This is a genomic window from Pseudomonas sp. UYEF17 (genome assembly GCF_040546125.1).
Taxonomy (GTDB): Bacteria; Pseudomonadota; Gammaproteobacteria; order Pseudomonadales; family Pseudomonadaceae; genus Aquipseudomonas; species Aquipseudomonas putida_Z.
Genome location: NZ_JBEPNE010000004.1, coordinates 12,043 through 32,960, shown reverse-complemented (window position 1 = coordinate 32,960; position 20,918 = coordinate 12,043). Strand labels below are relative to the sequence as shown.

Annotated in this window: 19 protein-coding genes; 15 read left to right on the top strand and 4 right to left on the bottom strand. The window is 62.6% G+C overall.

Annotated features, from left to right (window positions below; genetic code table 11):
- Positions 1-161 precede the first annotated feature (161 nt).
- A complete protein-coding gene (locus tag ABIB24_RS07805; RefSeq protein WP_003259493.1) occupies positions 162-917 on the bottom strand; it encodes a GntR family transcriptional regulator in 756 nt (251 codons plus the stop codon).
- Positions 918-1,199: 282 nt separating this feature from the next.
- Here ABIB24_RS07805 and ABIB24_RS07800 point away from each other — a divergent pair, with 282 nt between their 5' ends.
- Complete coding sequence (locus tag ABIB24_RS07800; protein ID WP_013973528.1) at positions 1,200-2,549, top strand: NCS2 family permease; 1,350 nt, start codon at positions 1,200-1,202, stop codon at positions 2,547-2,549.
- 244 nt (positions 2,550-2,793) lie between these two features.
- On the opposite strand, the gene uraH is transcribed toward ABIB24_RS07800, so the two are convergent.
- Positions 2,794-3,147, bottom strand: coding sequence for a hydroxyisourate hydrolase (gene uraH / locus ABIB24_RS07795; RefSeq protein WP_003259496.1), 354 nt, complete (start codon positions 3,145-3,147; stop codon positions 2,794-2,796).
- A gap of 399 nt (positions 3,148-3,546) precedes the next feature.
- On the opposite strand from uraH, the gene puuE reads away from it, so the two are divergent.
- From puuE to ABIB24_RS07760, 7 genes are all read left to right on the top strand, one after another.
- Positions 3,547-4,473, top strand: a complete 927-nt coding sequence (gene puuE, locus ABIB24_RS07790; protein WP_013973531.1) for an allantoinase PuuE — start codon at positions 3,547-3,549, stop codon at positions 4,471-4,473.
- Entirely contained in the window at positions 4,473-4,988 is a 516-nt protein-coding gene (uraD, locus tag ABIB24_RS07785) for a 2-oxo-4-hydroxy-4-carboxy-5-ureidoimidazoline decarboxylase (protein WP_025340030.1), read from the top strand. The genes puuE and uraD overlap by 1 nt, the downstream gene beginning before the upstream one ends.
- 56 nt (positions 4,989-5,044) lie before the next feature.
- Positions 5,045-5,548, top strand: a complete 504-nt coding sequence (locus ABIB24_RS07780; protein ID WP_003259500.1) for an ureidoglycolate lyase — start codon at positions 5,045-5,047, stop codon at positions 5,546-5,548.
- Between the two features lie 59 nt (positions 5,549-5,607).
- Positions 5,608-6,936 (top strand): urate hydroxylase PuuD, encoded by a 1,329-nt coding sequence (locus ABIB24_RS07775; RefSeq protein WP_013973534.1) that lies wholly within the window; start codon positions 5,608-5,610, stop codon positions 6,934-6,936.
- A gap of 208 nt (positions 6,937-7,144) precedes the next feature.
- A complete protein-coding gene (locus ABIB24_RS07770) occupies positions 7,145-8,500 on the top strand; it encodes a nucleobase:cation symporter-2 family protein (protein WP_085593158.1) in 1,356 nt (451 codons plus the stop codon).
- Positions 8,501-8,636: 136 nt separating this feature from the next.
- The gene (locus tag ABIB24_RS07765; protein WP_075045891.1) at positions 8,637-9,422 is read left to right on the top strand and encodes an outer membrane protein OmpK; all 786 of its coding nucleotides are present in this window, start codon (positions 8,637-8,639) and stop codon (positions 9,420-9,422) included.
- A 352-nt stretch (positions 9,423-9,774) separates the two neighbouring features.
- The gene (locus ABIB24_RS07760) at positions 9,775-10,557 is read left to right on the top strand and encodes an outer membrane protein OmpK (RefSeq protein ID WP_025340033.1); all 783 of its coding nucleotides are present in this window, start codon (positions 9,775-9,777) and stop codon (positions 10,555-10,557) included.
- Between the two features lie 137 nt (positions 10,558-10,694).
- Here the strand turns inward: ABIB24_RS07760 and ABIB24_RS07755 are convergent, their stop codons facing one another.
- Positions 10,695-11,609 carry a DUF808 domain-containing protein gene (locus ABIB24_RS07755; RefSeq protein ID WP_137164501.1) on the bottom strand — a complete coding sequence of 305 codons (915 nt, stop codon included), beginning with the start codon at positions 11,607-11,609 and terminating at the stop codon, positions 10,695-10,697.
- A gap of 132 nt (positions 11,610-11,741) precedes the next feature.
- Between ABIB24_RS07755 and ABIB24_RS07750 the strand changes: the two genes are divergently transcribed.
- The gene (locus ABIB24_RS07750; protein WP_015271167.1) at positions 11,742-12,353 is read left to right on the top strand and encodes a TetR/AcrR family transcriptional regulator; all 612 of its coding nucleotides are present in this window, start codon (positions 11,742-11,744) and stop codon (positions 12,351-12,353) included.
- A 134-nt stretch (positions 12,354-12,487) separates the two neighbouring features.
- On the opposite strand, the gene ABIB24_RS07745 is transcribed toward ABIB24_RS07750, so the two are convergent.
- The gene (locus ABIB24_RS07745) at positions 12,488-12,928 is read right to left on the bottom strand and encodes a GlcG/HbpS family heme-binding protein (protein WP_013973539.1); all 441 of its coding nucleotides are present in this window, start codon (positions 12,926-12,928) and stop codon (positions 12,488-12,490) included.
- Between the two features lie 257 nt (positions 12,929-13,185).
- Between ABIB24_RS07745 and gcl the strand changes: the two genes are divergently transcribed.
- From gcl to ABIB24_RS07715, 6 genes are all read left to right on the top strand, one after another.
- Entirely contained in the window at positions 13,186-14,961 is a 1,776-nt protein-coding gene (gene gcl / locus ABIB24_RS07740; protein WP_015271168.1) for a glyoxylate carboligase, read from the top strand.
- Positions 14,962-15,029: 68 nt separating this feature from the next.
- Positions 15,030-15,812 (top strand): hydroxypyruvate isomerase, encoded by a 783-nt coding sequence (gene hyi / locus ABIB24_RS07735; protein WP_003259508.1) that lies wholly within the window; start codon positions 15,030-15,032, stop codon positions 15,810-15,812.
- 185 nt (positions 15,813-15,997) lie between these two features.
- Positions 15,998-16,891: a 2-hydroxy-3-oxopropionate reductase gene (locus ABIB24_RS07730; RefSeq protein WP_025340037.1), complete on the top strand. Its 894-nt coding sequence runs from the start codon at positions 15,998-16,000 to the stop codon at positions 16,889-16,891.
- A gap of 247 nt (positions 16,892-17,138) precedes the next feature.
- Entirely contained in the window at positions 17,139-18,413 is a 1,275-nt protein-coding gene (locus ABIB24_RS07725; RefSeq protein WP_025340038.1) for a glycerate kinase type-2 family protein, read from the top strand.
- A complete protein-coding gene (gene pyk / locus ABIB24_RS07720) occupies positions 18,410-19,825 on the top strand; it encodes a pyruvate kinase (protein WP_025340039.1) in 1,416 nt (471 codons plus the stop codon). Before ABIB24_RS07725 ends, pyk begins: the two co-directional genes overlap by 4 nt.
- Before the next feature lie 206 nt (positions 19,826-20,031).
- Positions 20,032-20,904: an urea transporter gene (locus tag ABIB24_RS07715; protein WP_274078390.1), complete on the top strand. Its 873-nt coding sequence runs from the start codon at positions 20,032-20,034 to the stop codon at positions 20,902-20,904.
- Positions 20,905-20,918 lie beyond the last annotated feature (14 nt).

Genomic DNA, 20,918 nt, shown 5'->3' with positions numbered 1-20,918 from the left:
TTAACAGACCTTTGATCAATGACCAGAAATGGCTGGGGGCCGCTTCGCGCCCCATTCGCAGCACAAGGCTGCTCCTACAGAGGTTATGCAATCCTTGTAGGAGCAGCCTTGTGCTGCGAATGGGCTGCAAAGCAGCCCCCTTCAGTCAACCAGGCAAACGATCAACCCTTGACCGATACCTTGGGCTTTTTCAGCAGATGCGAGAACACCGCATGCAGATCGTCCGAGGCACTTTCCTCGTCCAGGTTCAGCTTGCTGTCGATGTGGTCCATGTGGTGCATCATCAGGCTCACCGCCTGCTCGGCATCGCGCGCCTCGATGGCATCGATCAGCTGCATGTGTTCGTCATACGAGCAATGCGAGCGGTTGCCGCTTTCGTACTGGGCAATGATCAGCGAGGTCTGCGACACCAGGCTGCGCTGGAAGCTGACCAGCGGCGCATTACCTGCGGCCTCGGCCAGCTTGAGGTGAAATTCGCCGGAAAGACGAATGCCGGCACCGCGGTCACCACGGGAGAAGCTGTCGCGCTCCTCACGCACCATCTGCCGCAGCTCGTTGAGCTGCTCGAGGGTAGCGTGCTGCACGGCCAGTTCGGTGATGGCCCGTTCGACCATGCGCCGGGAGAAGAACACCTGGCGGGCCTCTTCCACCGTCGGGCTGGCCACCACCGCGCCGCGGTTCGGCCGCAACAGCACCACGCTTTCGTGGGCCAGGCGCGACAAGGCGCGGCGGATGATGGTGCGGCTGACGCCGAAGATCTCGCCCAGCGCTTCCTCGCTCAACTTGGTGCCCGGTGCCAGACGCTGCTCGAGGATCGCCTCGAAAATATGCGCGTAGACGATGTCGTCCTGGGTACCACTGCGGCCAGCCTTGCCGGTACGCGCAGGTTTCTTCAGAGGTTGCAGCTGTTCGTTCATGGGCTCTCGAGGCACGAAGGAAAGTATGGCGCCATTGTACACAGGCTGAGCCGTTTCTGCAGGTGGCCTTTTACCTATATAGCCGTTGTACGACGCATTGCGCACACAAAACATAAAACATTATTTGCATTCTTTGTACACAAAAGCATAATCCACCGAGCAACTTCTTGACCCACAAGTCAACAAACCGGTCAGACGTCTGCCTTCCCTCGCGGAGCCGCCAAGTGCATTGCTCAGGCCCCTGGCTCCATAACAACAAGAAAGACTTGAGGAGTACTCGCTGTGGAAAGCCGCAAATCCGAAGCCCCTACGCTGGATCTTGCCCCACCGCTCGAAACGAGCTGGCTGGAGCGGATTTTCAAACTCAAGCAACACGGCAGCACCGTCAGAACCGAAATGATCGCCGGGGTGACCACCTTCATCACCATGGCCTACATCATCTTCGTCAACCCCAACATCATGGCCGACGCCGGCATCGACCACGGTGCCGCCTTCGTCGCCACCTGCATCGCCGCCGCGCTGGGTTGCCTGCTGATGGGCCTGTACGCCAACTGGCCGGTAGGCCTGGCACCGGGCATGGGGCTTAACGCCTTCTTCACCTACACCGTGGTCGGCACCATGGGCTACAACTGGGAAACGGCACTGGGCGCAGTCTTCGTCTCGGGTGTGCTGTTCATGTTCCTGACCTTGTCGAAAGTGCGCGAATGGTTGCTCAACAGCATCCCGGTCAGCCTGCGCCATGCCATGGGGGCCGGCGTCGGATTGTTTCTCGGGCTGATCGGCCTGAAGACGGCAGGCATCATCGTCGACAGCCCGGCCACGCTGATCAAGCTGGGCTCGCTGCATGAACCGGGGCCGCTGCTGGCCGCGGTGTGCTTCCTGCTGATCGCCATCCTCAGCTACAAGCGGGTGTTCGGTGCGATCCTGATCAGCATCATCGGTGTCACCCTGGCCGGCTGGGGTCTGGGCCTGGTGAAATTCGGCGGGGTGATGTCGATGCCGCCAAGCCTGGCACCGACCTGGATGGCCATGGATGTGGCCGGCGTGTTCAACGTCAGCATGATCAGCGTGGTGCTGGCGTTTCTGTTCGTGCACATGTTCGACACCGCCGGCACCCTGATGGGCGTGGCGCAGCGGGCCAACCTGGTGGCACCGGACGGGCGTATCGAGAACCTGTCGAAGGCGCTGAAGGCTGACAGTGCCTCAAGTGTGTTCGGCGCCGTGGTCGGCGTGCCGCCGGTGACCAGCTATGTGGAAAGTGCTGCCGGCGTGGCCGCAGGTGGTCGTACCGGCCTGACTGCCGTGGTGGTCGGCCTGCTGTTCATCGCGGCGATGTTCTTCGCCCCGCTGGCCGGGATGATTCCGGCCTATGCCACCGCCGGTGCGCTGATCTACGTGGCAATGCTGATGATGGGCAGCATGGCGCATATCCACTGGGACGAGGCCACCGACAGCATTCCGGCGATCGTCACGGTGATCATGATGCCGCTGACTTTCTCGGTCGCCGACGGTATTGCCCTGGGCTTCATCAGCTATGTGGCATTGAAAGCAGGTACCGGCAAGTACAAGGAAATCTCCGCCAGCCTGTGGGTGCTGTGCGCGATCTTCATTGCCAAGTTCGTATTCCTCTGACCCCTGCTGCACCAACCAAGGGCGCCTCGGCGCCCTTTCTTTATTGCTACAGCCTGTACCGGCCTCTTCGCGGGCTTGCCCGCTCCCACAGGATCGCCACAGCCTTCAAACCCGGCGCCGTACCTGTAGGAGCGGGCAAGCCCGCGAAGAGGCCGGTGCAGGCGATACAAAAACAGCAGACGAAAAAAAGCCCGCCAGTGTGAGAGCGGGCCAAAGGACCTACGAAGATTCTTCTAGCGACCAACTAGCTTCCACGATAGGTCGAATAGCTGTACGGCGAGATCAGCAGCGGCACGTGGTAGTGCTCCTGCTGCTCGTCGATGCCAAAGCGCAGCACGACAACATCCAGGAACGCCTGGGCCGGCAGCTGTACTCCGCGAGCGCGGTAGTAGTCGCCAGCGCTGAACTGCAGCTGATAGACGCCGGTACGGTAGTCGTCACCCTGCAGCAGCGGCGCGTCGACACGGCCATCGCTGTTGGTCAGGGCAGTGTTCACCAGCTCCAGCTGCTGGCCTTCGACACGGTACAGCTCGACCTTGATCGAGCTGCCCGGGCAGCCATGCGCGGCATCCAGTACGTGTGTGGTCAAACGTCCCATTGCTTGTCGCCTCTTGTTCAATCTGTGGGCAAAAAATACACGGCCATCATCACGCCAAAGGGCCTGAGATGTGCGGGAATGACGCCATTAAGACATTCCATCGCCAAATTGTACACAATTTTTTGAGCCCTTCTGTCGCACCCGCCGTTTCTTGCCCATAAACGACCCATCGGTCGCAAATACAGGCGCCGTAAAGACGCCAACGTCATTAGCTGACCAATCAGGCAGGTTTCTTGCACTGTTTTTCCAAGTCGCTGCGAGGCGACAAAAGGGAAGAAATGCGGAAAAACAGGCTTACAAAAGATTTCAGAAGTTGTATACAATCAGCCCATCCGGTGGTGCGACATACCGACGCGGTCCGCCCACCCCCCGCACTAACGCACAAGAAGGAAGACTGCAGTGAGCGCTGACTACCCTCGCGACCTGATCGGTTACGGCAACAACCCTCCTCACCCGCAATGGCCGGGCAACGCTCGCATCGCGCTGTCTTTCGTCCTCAACTACGAGGAAGGTGGCGAACGCAACATCCTGCACGGTGACAAGGAGTCCGAAGCATTCCTCTCGGAAATGGTCGCCGCCCAGCCACTGCAGGGCGTGCGCAACATGAGCATGGAATCGCTGTACGAATACGGCAGCCGCGCCGGCGTGTGGCGCCTGCTGAAGCTGTTCAAGGACAGCGGCGTGCCACTGACCATCTTCGCCGTGGCCATGGCCGCCCAGCGCCACCCCGACGTGATCCGCGCCATGGCCGAGGCCGGCCATGAAATCTGCAGCCACGGCTACCGCTGGATCGACTACCAGTACATGGACGAGGCCCAGGAGCGCGAGCACATGCTCGAAGCCATCCGCATCCTCACCGAAATCACCGGCGAGCGCCCGCTGGGCTGGTACACCGGCCGCACCGGCCCGAACACCCGTCGCCTGGTGATGGAGGAAGGTGGCTTCCTGTACGACAGCGACACCTATGACGACGACCTGCCCTACTGGGAGCCGAACAACCCTACCGGCAAGCCGCACCTGGTGATCCCCTACACCCTCGACACCAACGACATGCGCTTCACCCAGGTACAGGGCTTCAACTGCGGCGAGCAGTTCTTCCAGTACCTGAAGGACGCCTTCGATGTGCTGTACGCCGAAGGCGCCGAAGCACCGAAAATGCTGTCCATCGGCCTGCACTGCCGCCTGGTCGGCCGCCCGGCACGCCTGGCCGCACTGAAGCGCTTCGTCGACTACGCAAAAAGCCATGACCAGGTCTGGTTCGCCCGTCGCGTGGACATCGCCCGCCACTGGCACGCCACCCACCCGTACAAGAAAGAGAACGCCTGATGACCGCCTTCAACACCCTCAAGCCATCCGCCCTGGGCCGTGACGCCTTTGTCAAGGCATTCGCCGACATCTACGAGCATTCGCCGTGGGTAGCCGAAAAAGCCTATGACCTGGGCCAACTGGGCGAGCTGGACGAGATCGAGGCGCTGCACCAGCGCATGAGCGACATCCTGCTCAGCGCCAACCACGCCGACCAGCTGGCGCTGATCAACGCTCACCCGGACCTGGCCGGCAAGGCCGCCATCCAGGGCGAGCTGACCGAATCGAGCACCAACGAGCAGGCCGGCGCCGGTATTCACCAGTGCACCGCCGAAGAGTTCGCCCGTTTCACCGAGCTGAACGACGCCTACAAGGCCAAGTTCCAGTTCCCGTTCATCATGGCGGTTAAAGGCAGCAACCGGCACCAGATCCTCGCCTCCTTCGAAAAACGCATCCACAACGATGCCGATGCCGAATTCAAGGAAGCCCTGGCGCAGATCAACCTGATCGCCCTGTTCCGCCTGCTGCAGCTGTAAAGCCGCCGCAACGCTTGAGCCTTATCCAGAACAACGAACATAGAAGAGATATCCGCATGCGCACCCTGATGATCGAGCCCCTGACCAAAGAAGCCTTCGCCCCTTTCGGAGACGTGATCGAAACCGACGGCAGCGACCACTTCATGATCAACAACGGCTCGACCATGCGCTTCCACAAGCTCGCCACGGTCGAAACCGCCGAGCCTGAAGACAAGGCGATCATCAGCATCTTCCGCGCCGACGCGCTGGACATGCCGCTGACCGTGCGCATGCTGGAACGCCATCCGCTGGGCAGCCAGGCTTTCATCCCGCTGCTCGGCAACCCCTTTCTGATCGTGGTCGCGCCAGTTGGCGATGCACCTGTATCAGGTTTGGTCCGAGCCTTCCGCAGTAATGGCAGGCAGGGCGTCAATTACCATCGCGGCGTCTGGCACCACCCGGTGCTGACGATCGAAAAGCGGGATGACTTCCTGGTGGTTGATCGCAGTGGTTCCGGCAACAACTGCGACGAGCATTACTTCACCGAGGAACAGATGCTGGTCCTCAATCCCCACCAATAAGAAAAGGTCGGTCATTCAAGGGCAATGCCCGAGCGGGTGACCGGCAAGAGGTACATACTGTGGAAGCACACCTTCACGAATGGCTGAACCTGAGCATTCGCTGGGTTCACATGATCACCGGTGTCGCCTGGATCGGTGCATCGTTCTACTTCGTCTGGCTGGAGAACCACCTGAACCGAAGCAACCCGCGCGATGGGTTGTCGGGTGATCTCTGGGCAATTCACGGCGGTGGTATCTACCACCTGGAGAAATACAAGCTCGCACCCCCGAAAATGCCCGAGAACCTGCACTGGTTCAAATGGGAAGCCTACTTCACCTGGATGTCCGGTATCGCCCTGCTGTGCGTGGTGTTCTACTGGAACCCGACCCTGTACCTGCTGGCCCCTGGCAGCACCCTTAGCGGTGCCGAAGGCGTGGCCATCGGTATCGGCTCGCTGATCGCCGGCTGGTTCATCTACGACTTCCTGTGCGACTCGCCCCTGGGCAAGAAGCCAGCGCTGCTCGGTGCTGTACTGTTCGTGCTGATCATCGCCGCGTGCTGGGGCTTCAGCCTGGTGTTCAGCGGCCGTGGTGCGTACCTGCACACCGGCGCGATCATCGGCACCATCATGGTCGGCAACGTGTTCCGCATCATCATGCCGGCCCAGCGCCAGCTGGTGGCTGCGATCGAGAACAACCAGACCCCCGACCCGGTACTGCCGGCCAAGGGCCTGCTGCGCTCGCGCCACAACAACTACTTCACCCTGCCGGTGCTGTTCATCATGATCAGCAACCACTTCCCGAGCACCTACGGTAGCCAGTACAACTGGCTGATCCTGGCCGGTATCGCAGTAGCCGCGGTCCTGATCCGCCACTACTTCAACACCCGCCACGACAGCAACAAGTACGCCTGGACCCTGCCGGTCGGCGCCCTGGCGATGATCTGCCTGGCCTACGTCACCGGTCCGAAACCGATGGCCGTCAGCCCTGAGCAAGCCGCGGCGAAGGTCGAGTACCAGCCACTGCCTGCGACCGCTGTAGGTGGCAAGACCGCTGCCGAGCAACGCGCCGAGGACGCCGCCAAGGCTGCCGCAGCGCCTGCCGCGCCGGCCGAAGCCCCTGCCCAGGCCACCGCCCAGGCTGGCGGCGAGAGCTTCGACAAGATCCACAATGTCATCCAGGAACGCTGCACCGTGTGCCACTCGTCCAAGCCGACCAGCCCACTGTTCAGCGCCGCCCCTGCCGGCGTGATGTTCGACACCCCGCAGCAGATCCAGGCCCAGGCCGCGCGCATCCAGGCGCAAGCGGTCGCCAGCCAGATCATGCCGCTGGGCAACATCACCCAGATGACCACCGAAGAGCGCAAGCTGGTCGGTGACTGGATCGCCAAAGGCGCACCGGTCAACTGAAACACAATTGTCGGGATAACACCGCCCCTGTGGGAGCGGGTTCACCCGCGAAGAGGCCGGCACTCCCGGCCTCTGTTTCAAGACATACGCAACAAGCAAGCATCGAGCGTTCAGCCTCAAGCGGGAACCTCAGGCTCTCTTAACCGGAAGCCTGCCGCCTGAGGCCGGCGCTTGGATCCGAGAATAAAAACAAAACTCGAGGTGCTGCATGTCCGAGTCACGCAAGGCGTACATCCCTGTTGCGCCGCCGCGCGAGCCCTTGCCCCTGTTCCAACTGATCCTGGTTGGCCTGCAACACGTTCTGCTGATGTACGGTGGCGCCATCGCCGTGCCATTGATCATCGGCCAGGCCGCCGGGTTGTCCCGTGAAGAAGTCGCTTTCCTGATCAACGCCGACCTGCTGGTCGCTGGCGTCGCTACCATCATCCAGTCCTTCGGTATCGGCCCGGTGGGCATCCGCATGCCGGTGATGATGGGTGCCAGTTTCGCTGCCGTCGGCAGCATGGTGGCCATGGCCGGCATGCCTGGCGTGGGCCTGCAGGGGATCTTCGGCGCGACCATCGCCGCCGGGTTCTTCGGCATGCTGATCGCGCCGTTCATGTCCAAGGTCGTACGCTTCTTCCCGCCACTGGTCACCGGCACGGTGATCACCTCGATTGGCCTGTCGCTGTTCCCGGTGGCAGTCAACTGGGCCGGTGGCGGCCACCAGGCAGATACCTTCGGCTCGCCGATCTACCTGCTGGTGGCCGGCCTGGTGCTGGCGGTAATCCTGCTGATCAACCGTTTCATGCGCGGTTTCTGGGTCAACGTGTCGGTGCTGGTGGGCATGGGCCTGGGCTACATCCTGGCCGGCTCCATCGGCATGGTCGACCTGTCGGGCCTGAACGACGCACCGTGGCTGCAAGTGGTGACCCCACTGCACTTCGGCATGCCGACCTTCAGCCTGGCACCGATCCTGTCCATGTGCCTGGTGGTGGTGATCATCTTCGTCGAGTCCACCGGCATGTTCCTGGCCCTGGGCAAGGTGACCGATCGTGAAGTTACCCCAGGGATGCTGCGCCGCGGCCTGCTGTGCGATGCCGGCGCGTCGTTCATCGCCGGCTTCTTCAACACCTTCACCCACTCCTCGTTCGCCCAGAACATCGGCCTGGTGCAGATGACCGGGGTGCGCTGCCGCTATGTCACCATCGTGGCCGGTGCACTGCTGATCCTGCTCAGCCTGCTGCCCAAGGCGGCCTTCCTGATTGCCTCGATCCCGCCTGCGGTACTGGGCGGCGCGTCCATCGCCATGTTCGGCATGGTCACCGCCACCGGGATCAAGATTCTCCAGGAGGCGGACATCGGCGACCGTCGCAACCAGCTGCTGGTTGCGGTGAGCGTCGGCTTCGGGTTGATCCCCGTGGTGCGTCCGGAGTTCTTCGCCCAGATGCCCCAGTGGATGGAACCCATCACCCACAGTGGCATCGCCATGGCCACGGTCAGTGCCCTGGTGTTGAACGTGCTGTTCAACATCCTTGGTGGTGCCGACCGCGCGGTGCACAACGAAGCCTGTCACCAGCATTGAGCAAGGGGGGCGGCGCACTGCCGCCCCGCCTCGAATTCGCCGTAAACGCTACACCGTCGGCCCGCCGGAATGGGCCGTCCGGGGCGCCTGCGCGCCAAAAAAACCCAACAAAAACAATAAGTCCGGGAACCACAACATGAAACGCATCACCTCGTCCCTCTTGCTGGGCAGCAGCCTGCTGGCCACCCTCCCCGCCCACGCTGGCGAATGGCTGCAGTGGCATGGCGAAAGCCTGACCTACCTGTACGGCAAGGATTTCAAGGTCAACCCACGCATCCAGCAGACAGTGACCTTCGAGCACGCCAACAAATGGAAGTACGGCGATACCTTCATGTTCGTCGACAAGGTCTTCTACAACGGCAAGCCCGACCCGGGCAAAGGCGTGACCAGCTACTATGGTGAGTTCAGCCCGCGCCTGTCGTTCGGCAAGATCTTCGACCAGAAGCTGGCGTTCGGCCCGATCAAGGATGTGCTGCTGGCCATGACCTACGAGCGTGGCGAGGGCGACAACGAGGCCTACCTGATCGGCCCCGGCTTCGACCTGGACATCCCCGGCTTCAACTACTTCACCCTCAACTTCTACCTGCGCAACACCGAAGGCAGCCGCCCCGGTGACAACGTCTGGCAGATCACCCCGGCCTTCTCGTACACCATTCCGGTGGGCAAATCCGACATTCTGATCGACGGTTACATGGACTGGGTGGTCGACAACGACCAGACCCGCCGTGGCACCTACCACGCCAACCTGCAGTTCAACCCACAGGTCAAGTACGACCTGGGCAAAGCCCTGAACCTGGGCGCCAAGCAGCTGTACGTGGGCATCGAGTACAGCTACTGGAAGGACAAGTACGGCATCGACAGCCAAGGCAATATCGACAGTAACCAGAGCGTCACCAGTGCCCTGATCAAGGTGCACTTCTAGAAAACTGACCAAACGCACAAGTTTGTACCACACTGCTCCAGGACGGAGCACTTGAGGCAAGGCGCGCAAGCCAGTAATCTGCGCGCCCCCTCGATCAGGGCAGAAGGGATTCTGCCTGCGTTTACTGACCGCTCAGTCAATGAATTCGGGCGGTTGGCCAACGTGTTGCCAGCCTGAAAGACCCTTTTCATCCGTTCAGAACGAAGTCGAGCAGGAAGGTTTTGCCAGCCCAGGAAAGTTGGCTCAACCCTTGCCAAACAGCTGTGGCCTATCGAAAAAAGCTGACTCAAAAGACAAAAAAGCGCCAACAACGAGCGCTGACAATTGATCAATCAAGGGAGCGACACTCGCAATGCGTACCATCAACAGCCTGATCCTCGCCGGCGGCCTGCTGGCCTGTGGCACCACCTTCGGCGGCGACCTGCTGCAATGGCAGAACAACAGCCTGACCTACCTGTGGGGCAAGAACTTCAAGGTCAACCCGTCGATCCAGCAAACCGTGACCTTCGAGCACGCTGATGGCTGGAAGTACGGCGATAACTTCATCTTTGTCGACAAGATCTTCTACCAGGGCCAGAAAGATGAGGGCAATGGCCCGAACACCTACTACGGCGAAATCAGCCCGCGCCTGTCGTTCGGCAAGATCTTCGACCAGAAGCTGGCCTTCGGCCCGGTCAAGGACGTGCTGCTGGCGATGACCTACGAGTTCGGCGAAGGTGATACCGAGTCGTACCTGATCGGCCCTGGTTTCGACCTGGACATCCCTGGCTTCGACTACTTCCAGCTGAACTTCTACAACCGCACCACCGACGGCAGCCGCGCCGGCGACAACGTGTGGCAGATCACCCCGGTGTGGTCTTACACCATTCCGGTCGGTTCGTCCGATGTGCTGATCGACGGTTTCATGGACTGGGTGGTGGACAACGACGAGAACCGCCGCGGCACCTACCAGGCCAACCTGCACTTCAATCCGCAGATCAAGTATGACCTGGGCAAGGCCTTGCACCTGGGCGAGAAGCAGCTGTATGTGGGTGTGGAGTACGACTACTGGAAGAACAAGTACGGCATCAAGGATTCCGATGCCTTCACCACCGACCAGAACACCATGAGCTTCCTGCTCAAGGTTCACTTCTGATCTGAGTACAGGGGCCGCCTTGCGGCCCATTCGCGGGTAAACCCGCTCCCACAGGGTCCGCACCGGATTCATGGCAGACGCTATACATGTGGGAGCGGGCTTGCCCGCGAACCGGGGCAACGCCCCGGCCATGCAACTCAGGTGGTCGGCCGAACCGCCCGCCACAGTTTCCCCGCAATGCCCACCACCGCCAGCACCACGGCACCGGCCACAACCCCGACACCGCCGTTCAGCAGCGCCACGGTCAACGCCCCGCCACGCCCTTCACTGAACGCCTCGATGGCGTGATGCAGCGGCCCGATGCCATGCACCAGGATCCCGCCACCGACCAGGAACATGGCCGCCGTGCCGATCACCGACAGGCTCTTCATCATGTACGGCGCGGTCCGCAGAATGCCGTTACCCACCGCCCTGGCCACGCGTGATGCCTTGCGGGTCATCCACAGCCCCAGGTCATCGAGCTTGACGATACCGCCCACCAGCCCGTAAACGCCGATGGTCATGACCACCGCGATGCCCGACAGCACGACGATCTGCTGGGTCAACGGCGAGTCGGCAACGATGCCCAGGGTGATGGCGATGATTTCCGCCGAAAGGATGAAGTCGGTACGTACCGCGCCCTTGATCTTGGCTTTCTCGAACGCCACCAGGTCGACATTGGCATCGGCCACCGCCTCCTTGAGCGCTTCATGCTCGGCGTCAGTCTCGGCCTTGCTGTGCAGGAACTTGTGCGCCAGCTTCTCGAAACCCTCGAAGCACAGGTAGGCGCCGCCCAGCATCAGCAACGGCGTCACCGCCCAGGGGATGAACGCACTGATCAGCAGCGCCGCCGGCACCAGGATGGCCTTGTTCACCATCGAGCCCTTGGCCACAGCCCACACCACCGGGATCTCGCGCTCGGCACGCACCCCGGTGACCTGCTGGGCATTCAGTGCCAGGTCATCGCCCAGCACGCCTGCGGTCTTTTTCGCCGCCACCTTGGTCATCACCGAGACGTCATCAAGCACCGTGGCGATGTCGTCGATCAGTACCAGTAGACTGCTTCCTGCCATGTTTGCCTGTATCCAGAAGAGTGAGTGCCCAGGATTCTAGCCCAAAGCCGCTGCCTTGAGCGCCCGTCGAGCCCGGTGCTACCATGCCCGATCCCTCTTAGAGGTGGCCAGACACGAGGAAGATCCCTGACCATGAGCACCATTCGCGAGCGCAACAAGGAACTGATCCTGCGCGCGGCCAGCGAGGAATTCGCCGACAAGGGCTTCGCCGCCACCAAGACCAGCGATATCGCGGCCAAGGCCGGCCTGCCCAAGCCGAACGTGTATTACTACTTCAAATCCAAGGACAACCTCTACCGCGAGGTCCTGGAAAGCATCATCGCGCCGATCATGCAGGCGTCGACCCCGTTCAATGCCGACGGTGACCCGAAGGAAGTGCTGAGTGCGTACATCCGCTCGAAGATCCGCATTTCCCGCGACCTGCCGCATGCGTCCAAGGTGTTCGCAAGCGAGATCATGCACGGCGCCCCGCACCTGTCGCCGAACCAGGTAGCGCAGCTGAACGAGCAGGCGCGGCATAACATCGAGTGCATCCAGCGCTGGATCGACCGCGGGCAGATCGCCCATGTGGATGCGCATCACCTGATGTTCAGCATCTGGGCAGCGACCCAGACCTATGCCGATTTCGACTGGCAGATCTCTGCGGTGACCGGCAAGGCCAAGCTGGCCGACAGCGATTATGATGCGGCGGCGGAGACCATCATCCGCATGGTGCTCAAGGGCTGTGAGCCTGAGCTAGCCTGACAGGGCCAGTGGGGCTGCCTTGCAGCCCATCGCCGGCAAGCCAGCTCCCACAGGGCCGCCACAGACCTTGAAAACTGTGATGTACCTGTGGGAGCTGGCTTGCCGGCGATGGGGCCGGAACAGACAATAGAGAATTAGGCTGCTACACCGGCATCCGCCTTCAACCCCACCTCCTCGATCGCACTGATCGCGCACTGCTCGTCGATATCCGACGTATCCCCGCTGATCCCTACCGCACCCAGCACCTTGCCGTCCTGATCACGCACCAGCACGCCACCCGGCGCCGGCACCACCGGCCGCTCGCCCAACCCGTTCAGCGCGGCAAAAAATGCCGGCCGCTGCTGCGCGTCCAGCGCCAGCAGGCGCGAGCCCTTGCCCAGGGCAATCGCACCCCAGGCCTTGCCGGTGGCCACCTCCGGCCGGATCAGGCTGGCGCCATCCTCGCGTTGCAGCGCCAGCAAGTGGCCGCCGGCATCCAGCACCGCCACGGTCAGTGGCGCGGCATTGATCTTGCGGCCCGCAGCCAGCGCGGCATTCACCAGGCTGACCGCGACTTTCAGGTTCAAAGCGTTCATGGAAAGGTCCTCTTCTTGTTGTGAGAAGCCCTGAGGGCAGTTGAAAACCGATAGAACAAATAGAACACAACGAAAGATATTTTTGTATACAATATTTTGAAACGATCGTATGCGATGGCGCAAACCTCCGTTTTCACGGGCGCTCGAACGAAAGCGACGTCCGCCGACGAAAACCCGTTGACCTAAGCGGCCAGCCGTGAATACACTCTGGCACAAAGCAAGTTGTATACAATTACAAAATCGATGAGGCACAAACCATGAGCAAAATGAGAGCAATCGATGCAGCCGTTCTGGTCATGCGCCGTGAAGGTGTAGATACCGCGTTCGGCATCCCGGGGGCTGCCATCAACCCGTTGTACTCGGCCCTGAAGAAAGTCGGTGGCATCGATCACGTCCTCGCTCGTCACGTCGAAGGCGCCTCGCACATGGCCGAGGGTTACACCCGTGCCAACCCGGGCAACATCGGCGTGTGCATCGGCACCTCCGGCCCAGCCGGCACCGACATGGTCACCGGCCTGTACAGTGCCTCCGCCGACTCCATCCCGATCCTCTGCATCACCGGCCAGGCCCCACGTGCCCGCCTGCACAAGGAAGATTTCCAGGCTGTCGACATCACCAACATCGTCAAGCCGGTCACCAAGTGGGCCACCACCGTCCTGGAGCCAGGCCAGGTGCCTTACGCCTTCCAGAAGGCCTTCTATGAAATGCGCACCGGCCGCCCAGGCCCGGTACTGATCGACCTGCCGTTCGACGTGCAGATGGCCGAAATCGAATTCGACATCGACGCCTACGAACCGCTGCCAGTGCACAAGCCGTCCGCCACCCGCGTACAGGCCGAAAAAGCCCTGGCCCTGCTCAATGACGCCGAGCGCCCGCTGCTGGTAGCCGGTGGCGGCATCATCAACGCCGACGCCAGCGACAAGCTGGTCGAGTTCGCCGAACTGACCGGTGTACCGGTAATCCCGACCCTGATGGGCTGGGGCACCATCCCGGACGACCACGCACAGATGGTCGGCATGGTCGGCCTGCAGACTTCGCACCGCTACGGCAACGCCACCCTGCTGAAATCCGACCTGGTGTTCGGTATCGGTAACCGCTGGGCCAACCGCCACACCGGTTCCGTCGACGTCTACACCGAAGGCCGCAAGTTCGTGCACGTGGACATCGAGCCGACCCAGATCGGCCGCGTGTTCACCCCGGACCTGGGTATCGTTTCCGACGCCGGCAAGGCACTGGACGTGTTCCTCGAAGTGGCCCGCGAGTGGAAAGCCGCTGGCAAGCTGAAGTGCCGCAAGGCCTGGCTGGAAGACTGCCAGGAGCGCAAGGCCACCCTGCAGCGCAAGACCCACTTCGACAACGTGCCGGTCAAGCCGCAGCGCGTCTACGAAGAAATGAACCAGGTATTCGGCAAGGACACCTGCTACGTCAGCACCATCGGTCTGTCGCAGATCGCCGGCGCGCAGTTCCTGCACGTGTACAAGCCACGCCACTGGATCAACTGCGGCCAGGCCGGCCCGCTGGGCTGGACCATCCCTGCCGCCCTCGGTGTGGTCAAGGCCGATCCGAAGCGCAAGGTGGTCGCACTGTCGGGTGACTACGACTTCCAGTTCATGATCGAAGAGCTGGCGGTGGGCGCACAGTTCAACCTGCCGTACGTGCACGTACTGGTGAACAACGCCTACCTGGGCCTGATCCGTCAGGCGCAACGTGGCTTCGACATGGATTACTGTGTACAACTGGCGTTCGAGAACATCAACTCGACCGACGCCGCCACCTACGGTGTCGACCATGTCGCCGTGGTCGAAGGCCTGGGCTGCAAGGCCATCCGTGTATTCGAGCCGGCCGAGATTGCCCCTGCCCTGCTCAAGGCACAGAAGATGGCCGAAGAGTTCCGCGTGCCGGTGGTGGTCGAAGTGATTCTCGAACGTGTGACCAACATTTCCATGGGCACCGAGATCAACGCGGTCAACGAGTTCGAAGACCTGGCCCTGGTCGGCAACGACGCGCCAACCGCCATCTCGCTGCTGGACTGATCGCCTGACGCCCCCGTGCCGGCCCCTACCTGAGGGCGCCGGGGGCCTTCATCGCAAGGAGACACAACATGCCTCGCTTCGCTGCCAACCTGTCCATGCTGTTCACCGAACAGGACTTCCTGGCCCGCTTCAAGGCTGCCGCCGATGCTGGTTTCAGCGGCGTCGAATACCTCTTCCCATACGACTTCAGCGCTGCCGAGATCAAGCAGCAGCTGGACGCCAACGGCCTGACCCAGGTGCTGTTCAACCTGCCGGCGGGCGATTGGGCCAAGGGTGAGCGCGGTATCACCTGCCACCCTGACCGCGTCGAGGAATTCCGCGCCGGTGTCGACAAGGCCATCGAATACGCCAAGGTGCTGGGCAACACCCAGGTCAACGCCCTGGCCGGCATTCGCCCACAAGGCCCGGACTGCGCCACCGTGCGCAAGACCTTCGTGGAAAACCTGCGCTACGCCGCCGACAAGCTGAAAGCCGCCGGGATCCGCCTGGTCATGGAAATGATCAACACCCGCGACATCCCCGGCTTCTACCTGAACACCACCAAGCAGGCCCTGGAAATCCAGGCCGAGGTTGGCAGCGACAACCTGTTCCTGCAGTACGACATCTACCACATGCAGATCATGGAAGGTGACCTGGCTCGTACCATGGAAGCCAACCTGAAACTGATCAACCACATCCAGCTGGCCGACAACCCCGGCCGCAACGAGCCAGGCACCGGCGAGATCAACTACCGCTTCCTGTTCGAGCACCTGGACCGCATCGGCTACCAGGGCTGGGTGGGCGCGGAGTACAAGCCGCTGACCACCACCGAAGCGGGCCTGGGCTGGCTGAAGACCCATAACGCTATTTAAGGACCACACGCACCTTGTAGGAGCGGCCTTGTGTCGCGAAAGGGGTGCGCAGCGCCCCCAGGATTTCAGCTACGGCATAGATTGCCGGGGCTGCTGCGCAGCCCATCGCGACGCAAGGCCGCTCCTACACGGGGCCGCGTTGTCTGCTCCATCGAGATTCAACAAATACAACGAGGTAATCTCTCATGGCTAAAATCGGTTTCATCGGCACCGGCATCATGGGCAAGCCCATGGCTCAGAACCTGCAGAAAGCAGGTCACAGCATCTTCGTTTCCACTCACCACGACGCTGCCCCGGCCGACCTGATCGCCGCCGGTGCCGTGGCCCTGGCCAACCCGAAGGAAGTTGCCCAGGAAGCCGAGTTCATCATCGTCATGGTCCCCGACACCCCGCAGGTCGAGAGCGTCCTGTTCGGTGACAACGGCGTGGCCGAAGGCGTGGGCCCGAACAAGGTCGTGATCGACATGAGCTCGATCTCCCCTACCGCTACCAAAGCCTTCGCCGAGAAGATCAAGGCCACCGGCGCTGCCTACCTGGACGCCCCGGTGTCCGGCGGCGAAGTAGGTGCCAAGGCCGCGACCCTGAGCATCATGGTCGGTGGCTGCCCGAAAGCCTTCGAGCGCACCCTGCCGCTGTTCGAAGCCATGGGCAAGAACATCACCCGCGTCGGTGGCAATGGCGACGGCCAGACCGCCAAGGTGGCCAACCAGATCATCGTTGCCCTGAACATCCAGGCCGTTGCCGAAGCCCTGCTGTTCGCCGCCAAGAACGGCGCCGACCCGGCCAAGGTACGTGAAGCACTGATGGGCGGCTTCGCCTCGTCGAAGATCCTCGAAGTGCACGCCGAGCGCATGATCAAGGGCACCTTCGACCCAGGCTTCCGCATCAACCTGCACCAGAAGGACCTGAACCTGGCCCTGCAGGGTGCCAAGGAGCTGGGCATCAACCTGCCCAACACCTCCAATGCCCAGCAAGTGTTCAACACCTGCCAGGCCCTGGGCGGCGGCAACTGGGACCACTCGGCGCTGATCAAAGGCCTGGAGCACATGGCCAACTTCTCGATCCGCGACGACAAGTAATTCGAATTCGGGGGCTGCTGCGCAGCCCAATCGCCGGCAAGCCAGCTCCCACAGGGACCGCACAATCCCTCAATCCTGTGCTGTACCTGTGGGAGCTGGCTTGCCGGCGATGAATTCAACACCTTTGAACCTGCGACCACAGCTTCAAAGGTGGCACCGAGCAACACCCGCCCCTGGTTCGGCCTGCACGGAGGCAGTTCCAGGGGCGTTTTTGATTCTGCAGAACAACAATAATTGGGAGCCTGCCATGTCGGTCGATCCGCAAAAACTTCTCCGCGAGCTGTTCGACACAGCCATCGCCGCCGCCCACCCCCGTCAAGTCCTCGAACCCTACCTGCCCGCCGACCGCAGCGGCCGGGTCATCGTCATCGGTGCCGGCAAGGCCGCAGCCGCCATGGCCGAAGTGGTCGAGAAAAGCTGGCAGGGCGAAGTCTCCGGGCTTGTTGTCACACGGTACGGTCACGGCGCCAACTGCCAGAAGATCGAGGTGGTCGAAGCCGCCCACCCGGTCCCCGATGCCGCCGGCCTTGCCGTGGCAAAACGCGTGCTGGAACTGGTCAGCAACCTCAGTGAAGACGACCGCGTCATCTTCCTGCTGTCCGGCGGTGGCTCGGCGCTGCTGGCGCTGCCCGCCGAAGGCCTGACCCTGGCCGACAAGCAGCAGATCAACAAGGCGCTGCTGAAATCCGGCGCCACCATCGGCGAGATGAACTGCGTGCGCAAGCACCTCTCGGCGATCAAGGGCGGCCGCCTGGCCAAGGCCTGCTGGCCGGCCACGGTGTACACCTATGCCATTTCCGATGTACCGGGCGACCTCGCCACGGTGATCGCCTCCGGCCCTACCGTGGCCGACCCGAGCACCTCGGCCGATGCCCTGGCCATCCTCAAGCGCTACAACATCGAAGCGCCCAAGGCCGTTATCGACTGGCTCAACAACCCAGCCTCGGAAACCGTCAAGGCCGATGACCCGGCCCTGGCCCGCAGCCACTTCCAGCTGATCGCCAAGCCCCAGCAGTCGCTCGAAGCCGCCGCGGTCAAAGCCCGCCAGGCCGGGTTCAGCCCGCTGATCCTCGGCGACCTGGAAGGCGAATCACGCGAAGTGGCCAAGGTGCACGCCGGTATCGCCCGGCAGATCGTCCAGCACGGCCAGCCGCTGAAGGCACCCTGCGTGATCCTGTCCGGCGGCGAAACCACTGTGACCGTGCGCGGTAATGGCCGTGGCGGGCGCAACGCCGAGTTCCTGCTCAGCCTCACCGAAAGCCTGAAAGGCCTGCCGGGCGTGTACGCCCTGGCCGGTGACACCGACGGTATCGATGGCTCGGAAGAAAACGCCGGCGCCTTCATGACCCCGGCCAGCTACGCCCGTGCCGAAGCCCTGGGCCTGTCGGCCAGCGACGAGCTGGACAACAACAACGGCTACGGCTATTTCGCCGCACTGGATGCGCTGATCGTCACCGAGCCGACCCGCACCAACGTCAACGACTTCCGCGCCATCCTGATCCTCGAGACTGCCCAATCATGACGCCTGATAAAAAAGTAAAGATCCTCGCCACCCTCGGCCCTGCGATCAAAGGCATCGACGACATCCGCCAACTGGTAGAAGCCGGGGTGAACATCTTCCGCCTCAACTTCAGCCACGGCGAGCACGCCGACCACGCCCTGCGCTACCAGTGGATCCGCGAAGTCGAGCAGCAACTGAACTACCCGCTGGGTATCCTCATGGACCTGCAGGGGCCGAAGCTGCGCGTCGGCCGCTTTGCCGACGGCAAGGTGCAACTGCAACGCGGCCAGGCCCTGCGCCTGGACCTGGACAACACCCCGGGCGACAGCCGCCGGGTCAACCTGCCGCACCCCGAGATCATCGCCGCCCTCGAGCCGGGCATGGACCTGCTGCTGGACGACGGCAAGCTGCGCCTGCGTGTCACCGCCAAGCACAGCGACGCCATCGACACCGAAGTGCTGGCCGGTGGCGAGCTGTCCGATCGCAAGGGTGTCAACGTGCCGCAAGCGGTGCTCGACCTCTCCCCGCTCACCGAAAAAGACCGCCGCGACCTGGCCTTTGGCCTTGAACTGGGCGTGGACTGGGTGGCCCTGTCGTTCGTGCAGCGCCCCGAAGACATCACCGAAGCACGCCAGCTAATCGGTGACCGTGCCTACCTGATGGCGAAGATCGAAAAGCCATCGGCAGTCGAACAGCTGCAAGCCATCGCGGAGCTTGCGGATGCGATCATGGTGGCCCGTGGCGACCTGGGCGTGGAAGTGCCGGCCGAAAGCGTGCCGCAGATCCAGAAACGCATCATCGGCACCTGCCGCCAACTGGGCAAACCGGTGGTGGTGGCCACGCAGATGCTCGAATCCATGCGCTTCTCGCCAGCGCCGACCCGCGCCGAAGTCACCGACGTTGCCAACGCCGTGGCCGAAGGTGCCGATGCGGTGATGCTGTCGGCCGAGACTGCGTCGGGCGAGTACCCGCTGGAAGCCGTGCAGATGATGAGCAAGATCATCCGCCAGGTGGAGAACGGCCCGGACTACCAGGCCCAGCTCGACGTTGGCCGGCCGAAGGCCGAGGCCACCGTGTCGGACGCCATCAGCTGCGCCATCCGCCGTATCAGCGGCATCCTGCCGGTGGCGGTGCTGGTCAACTACAGCGAGTCGGGCGCCTCGACCCTGCGCGCGGCCCGCGAGCGGCCACGGGCCCCGATCCTCAACCTGACGCCGAACCTGACCACCGCGCGCCGCCTGAGCGTAGCGTGGGGCGTGCACTCGGTGGTCAACGACCGCCTGCGCCAGGTGGACGAGGTTGTTTCCACTGCCCTGGAGATTGCCCAGGCACAAGGCATGGCCAGCCGTGGCGACACGCTGCTGATCACTGCCGGTGTGCCTTTTGGCAAGCCAGGGTCGACTAACACGCTGCGGATCGAGACCTTGATCTGAGATTTCGGGGGCGCCTTGCGCCCCATTCGCAGCACAAGGCTGCTCCTACAAAGAGCCCACGCAGCGAGAGGTTTCCCCTTTGTAGGAGCAGCCTTGTGCTGCGAATGGAGGGCAAAGCCCTCCTTGTACACAGAAACACCAGACCTGCGGAAAACCCGAGGCCCAAAGAGGCCCACCGCTCCCCATCAACCTCACTGACTGCCCCGATGTACACCAAAAATTTCGTCAACCCGTGCCCCGACTGGGCCACGGCGTTACTCAACGGCTTCAGCCAGGTGCTGCTGCTGCGCAACCCCCTGTGCGGCCTGTGCTGCCTGCTGGCCATCCTGCTGACCGCCCCCGGCCTGGTCGGTGGTGCCCTGCTCGGCGCCCTGGCCGGCCTGCTCACCGCCCAGGCACGCGGCTACGACCGTGCCGACCGCCAGGCCGGGCTGTACTGCTACAACGGCGTGCTGATCGGCATCCTGATCAGCGCCGTGCTGCCCTGGTCGGTCATCCTGCCGCCACTGATCATCGCCGCTGGCGGCCTGTCCAGCATCATCACCCACCAGTGGCGCAAGCGCGGCGGCAAACTGCTGATCGCCTACACCGCACCCTTCGTGCTGCTGGGCTGGGCCGTATTGCTGATAGCCACCCCCTCGCCCAGCGGCTTCGTCGAAGCCGACCCGCTGTACGCATTGGCGCGCGGCGTGGGCCAGATCTTCCTGCTCGACCAGCCCCTGGCCGGTCTGCTGATCATCATCGGCATGTTCATCGCCAACCCTTATGCCGCAATGTGGGCGGTGATCGGCTCGGCCATCGGCGGCGGTGTGGCACTGTTCGCCGACCAGGCGCAAGCCGCCTGGCTGGGCCTGTACGGTTTCAACGCCGCGCTGGCGGCACTGGCGTTCAGCAGGCAAGGTGAAAAGCCGTGGGTGACACTGCTGGCCATCGCCCTGGCCCTGCTGCTGCAACCGCTGTTCAAGCTGCTACCGGTGCCCGGCCTGACCGCGCCCTTCGTCGCCGCCTGCTGGCTGATGCACCTGGGCAACCACCTGGCCCAGCCCAGGCAGCGTGACGCCAGCCGCTTGCACAGCTGAAATGCAGCCCCTAG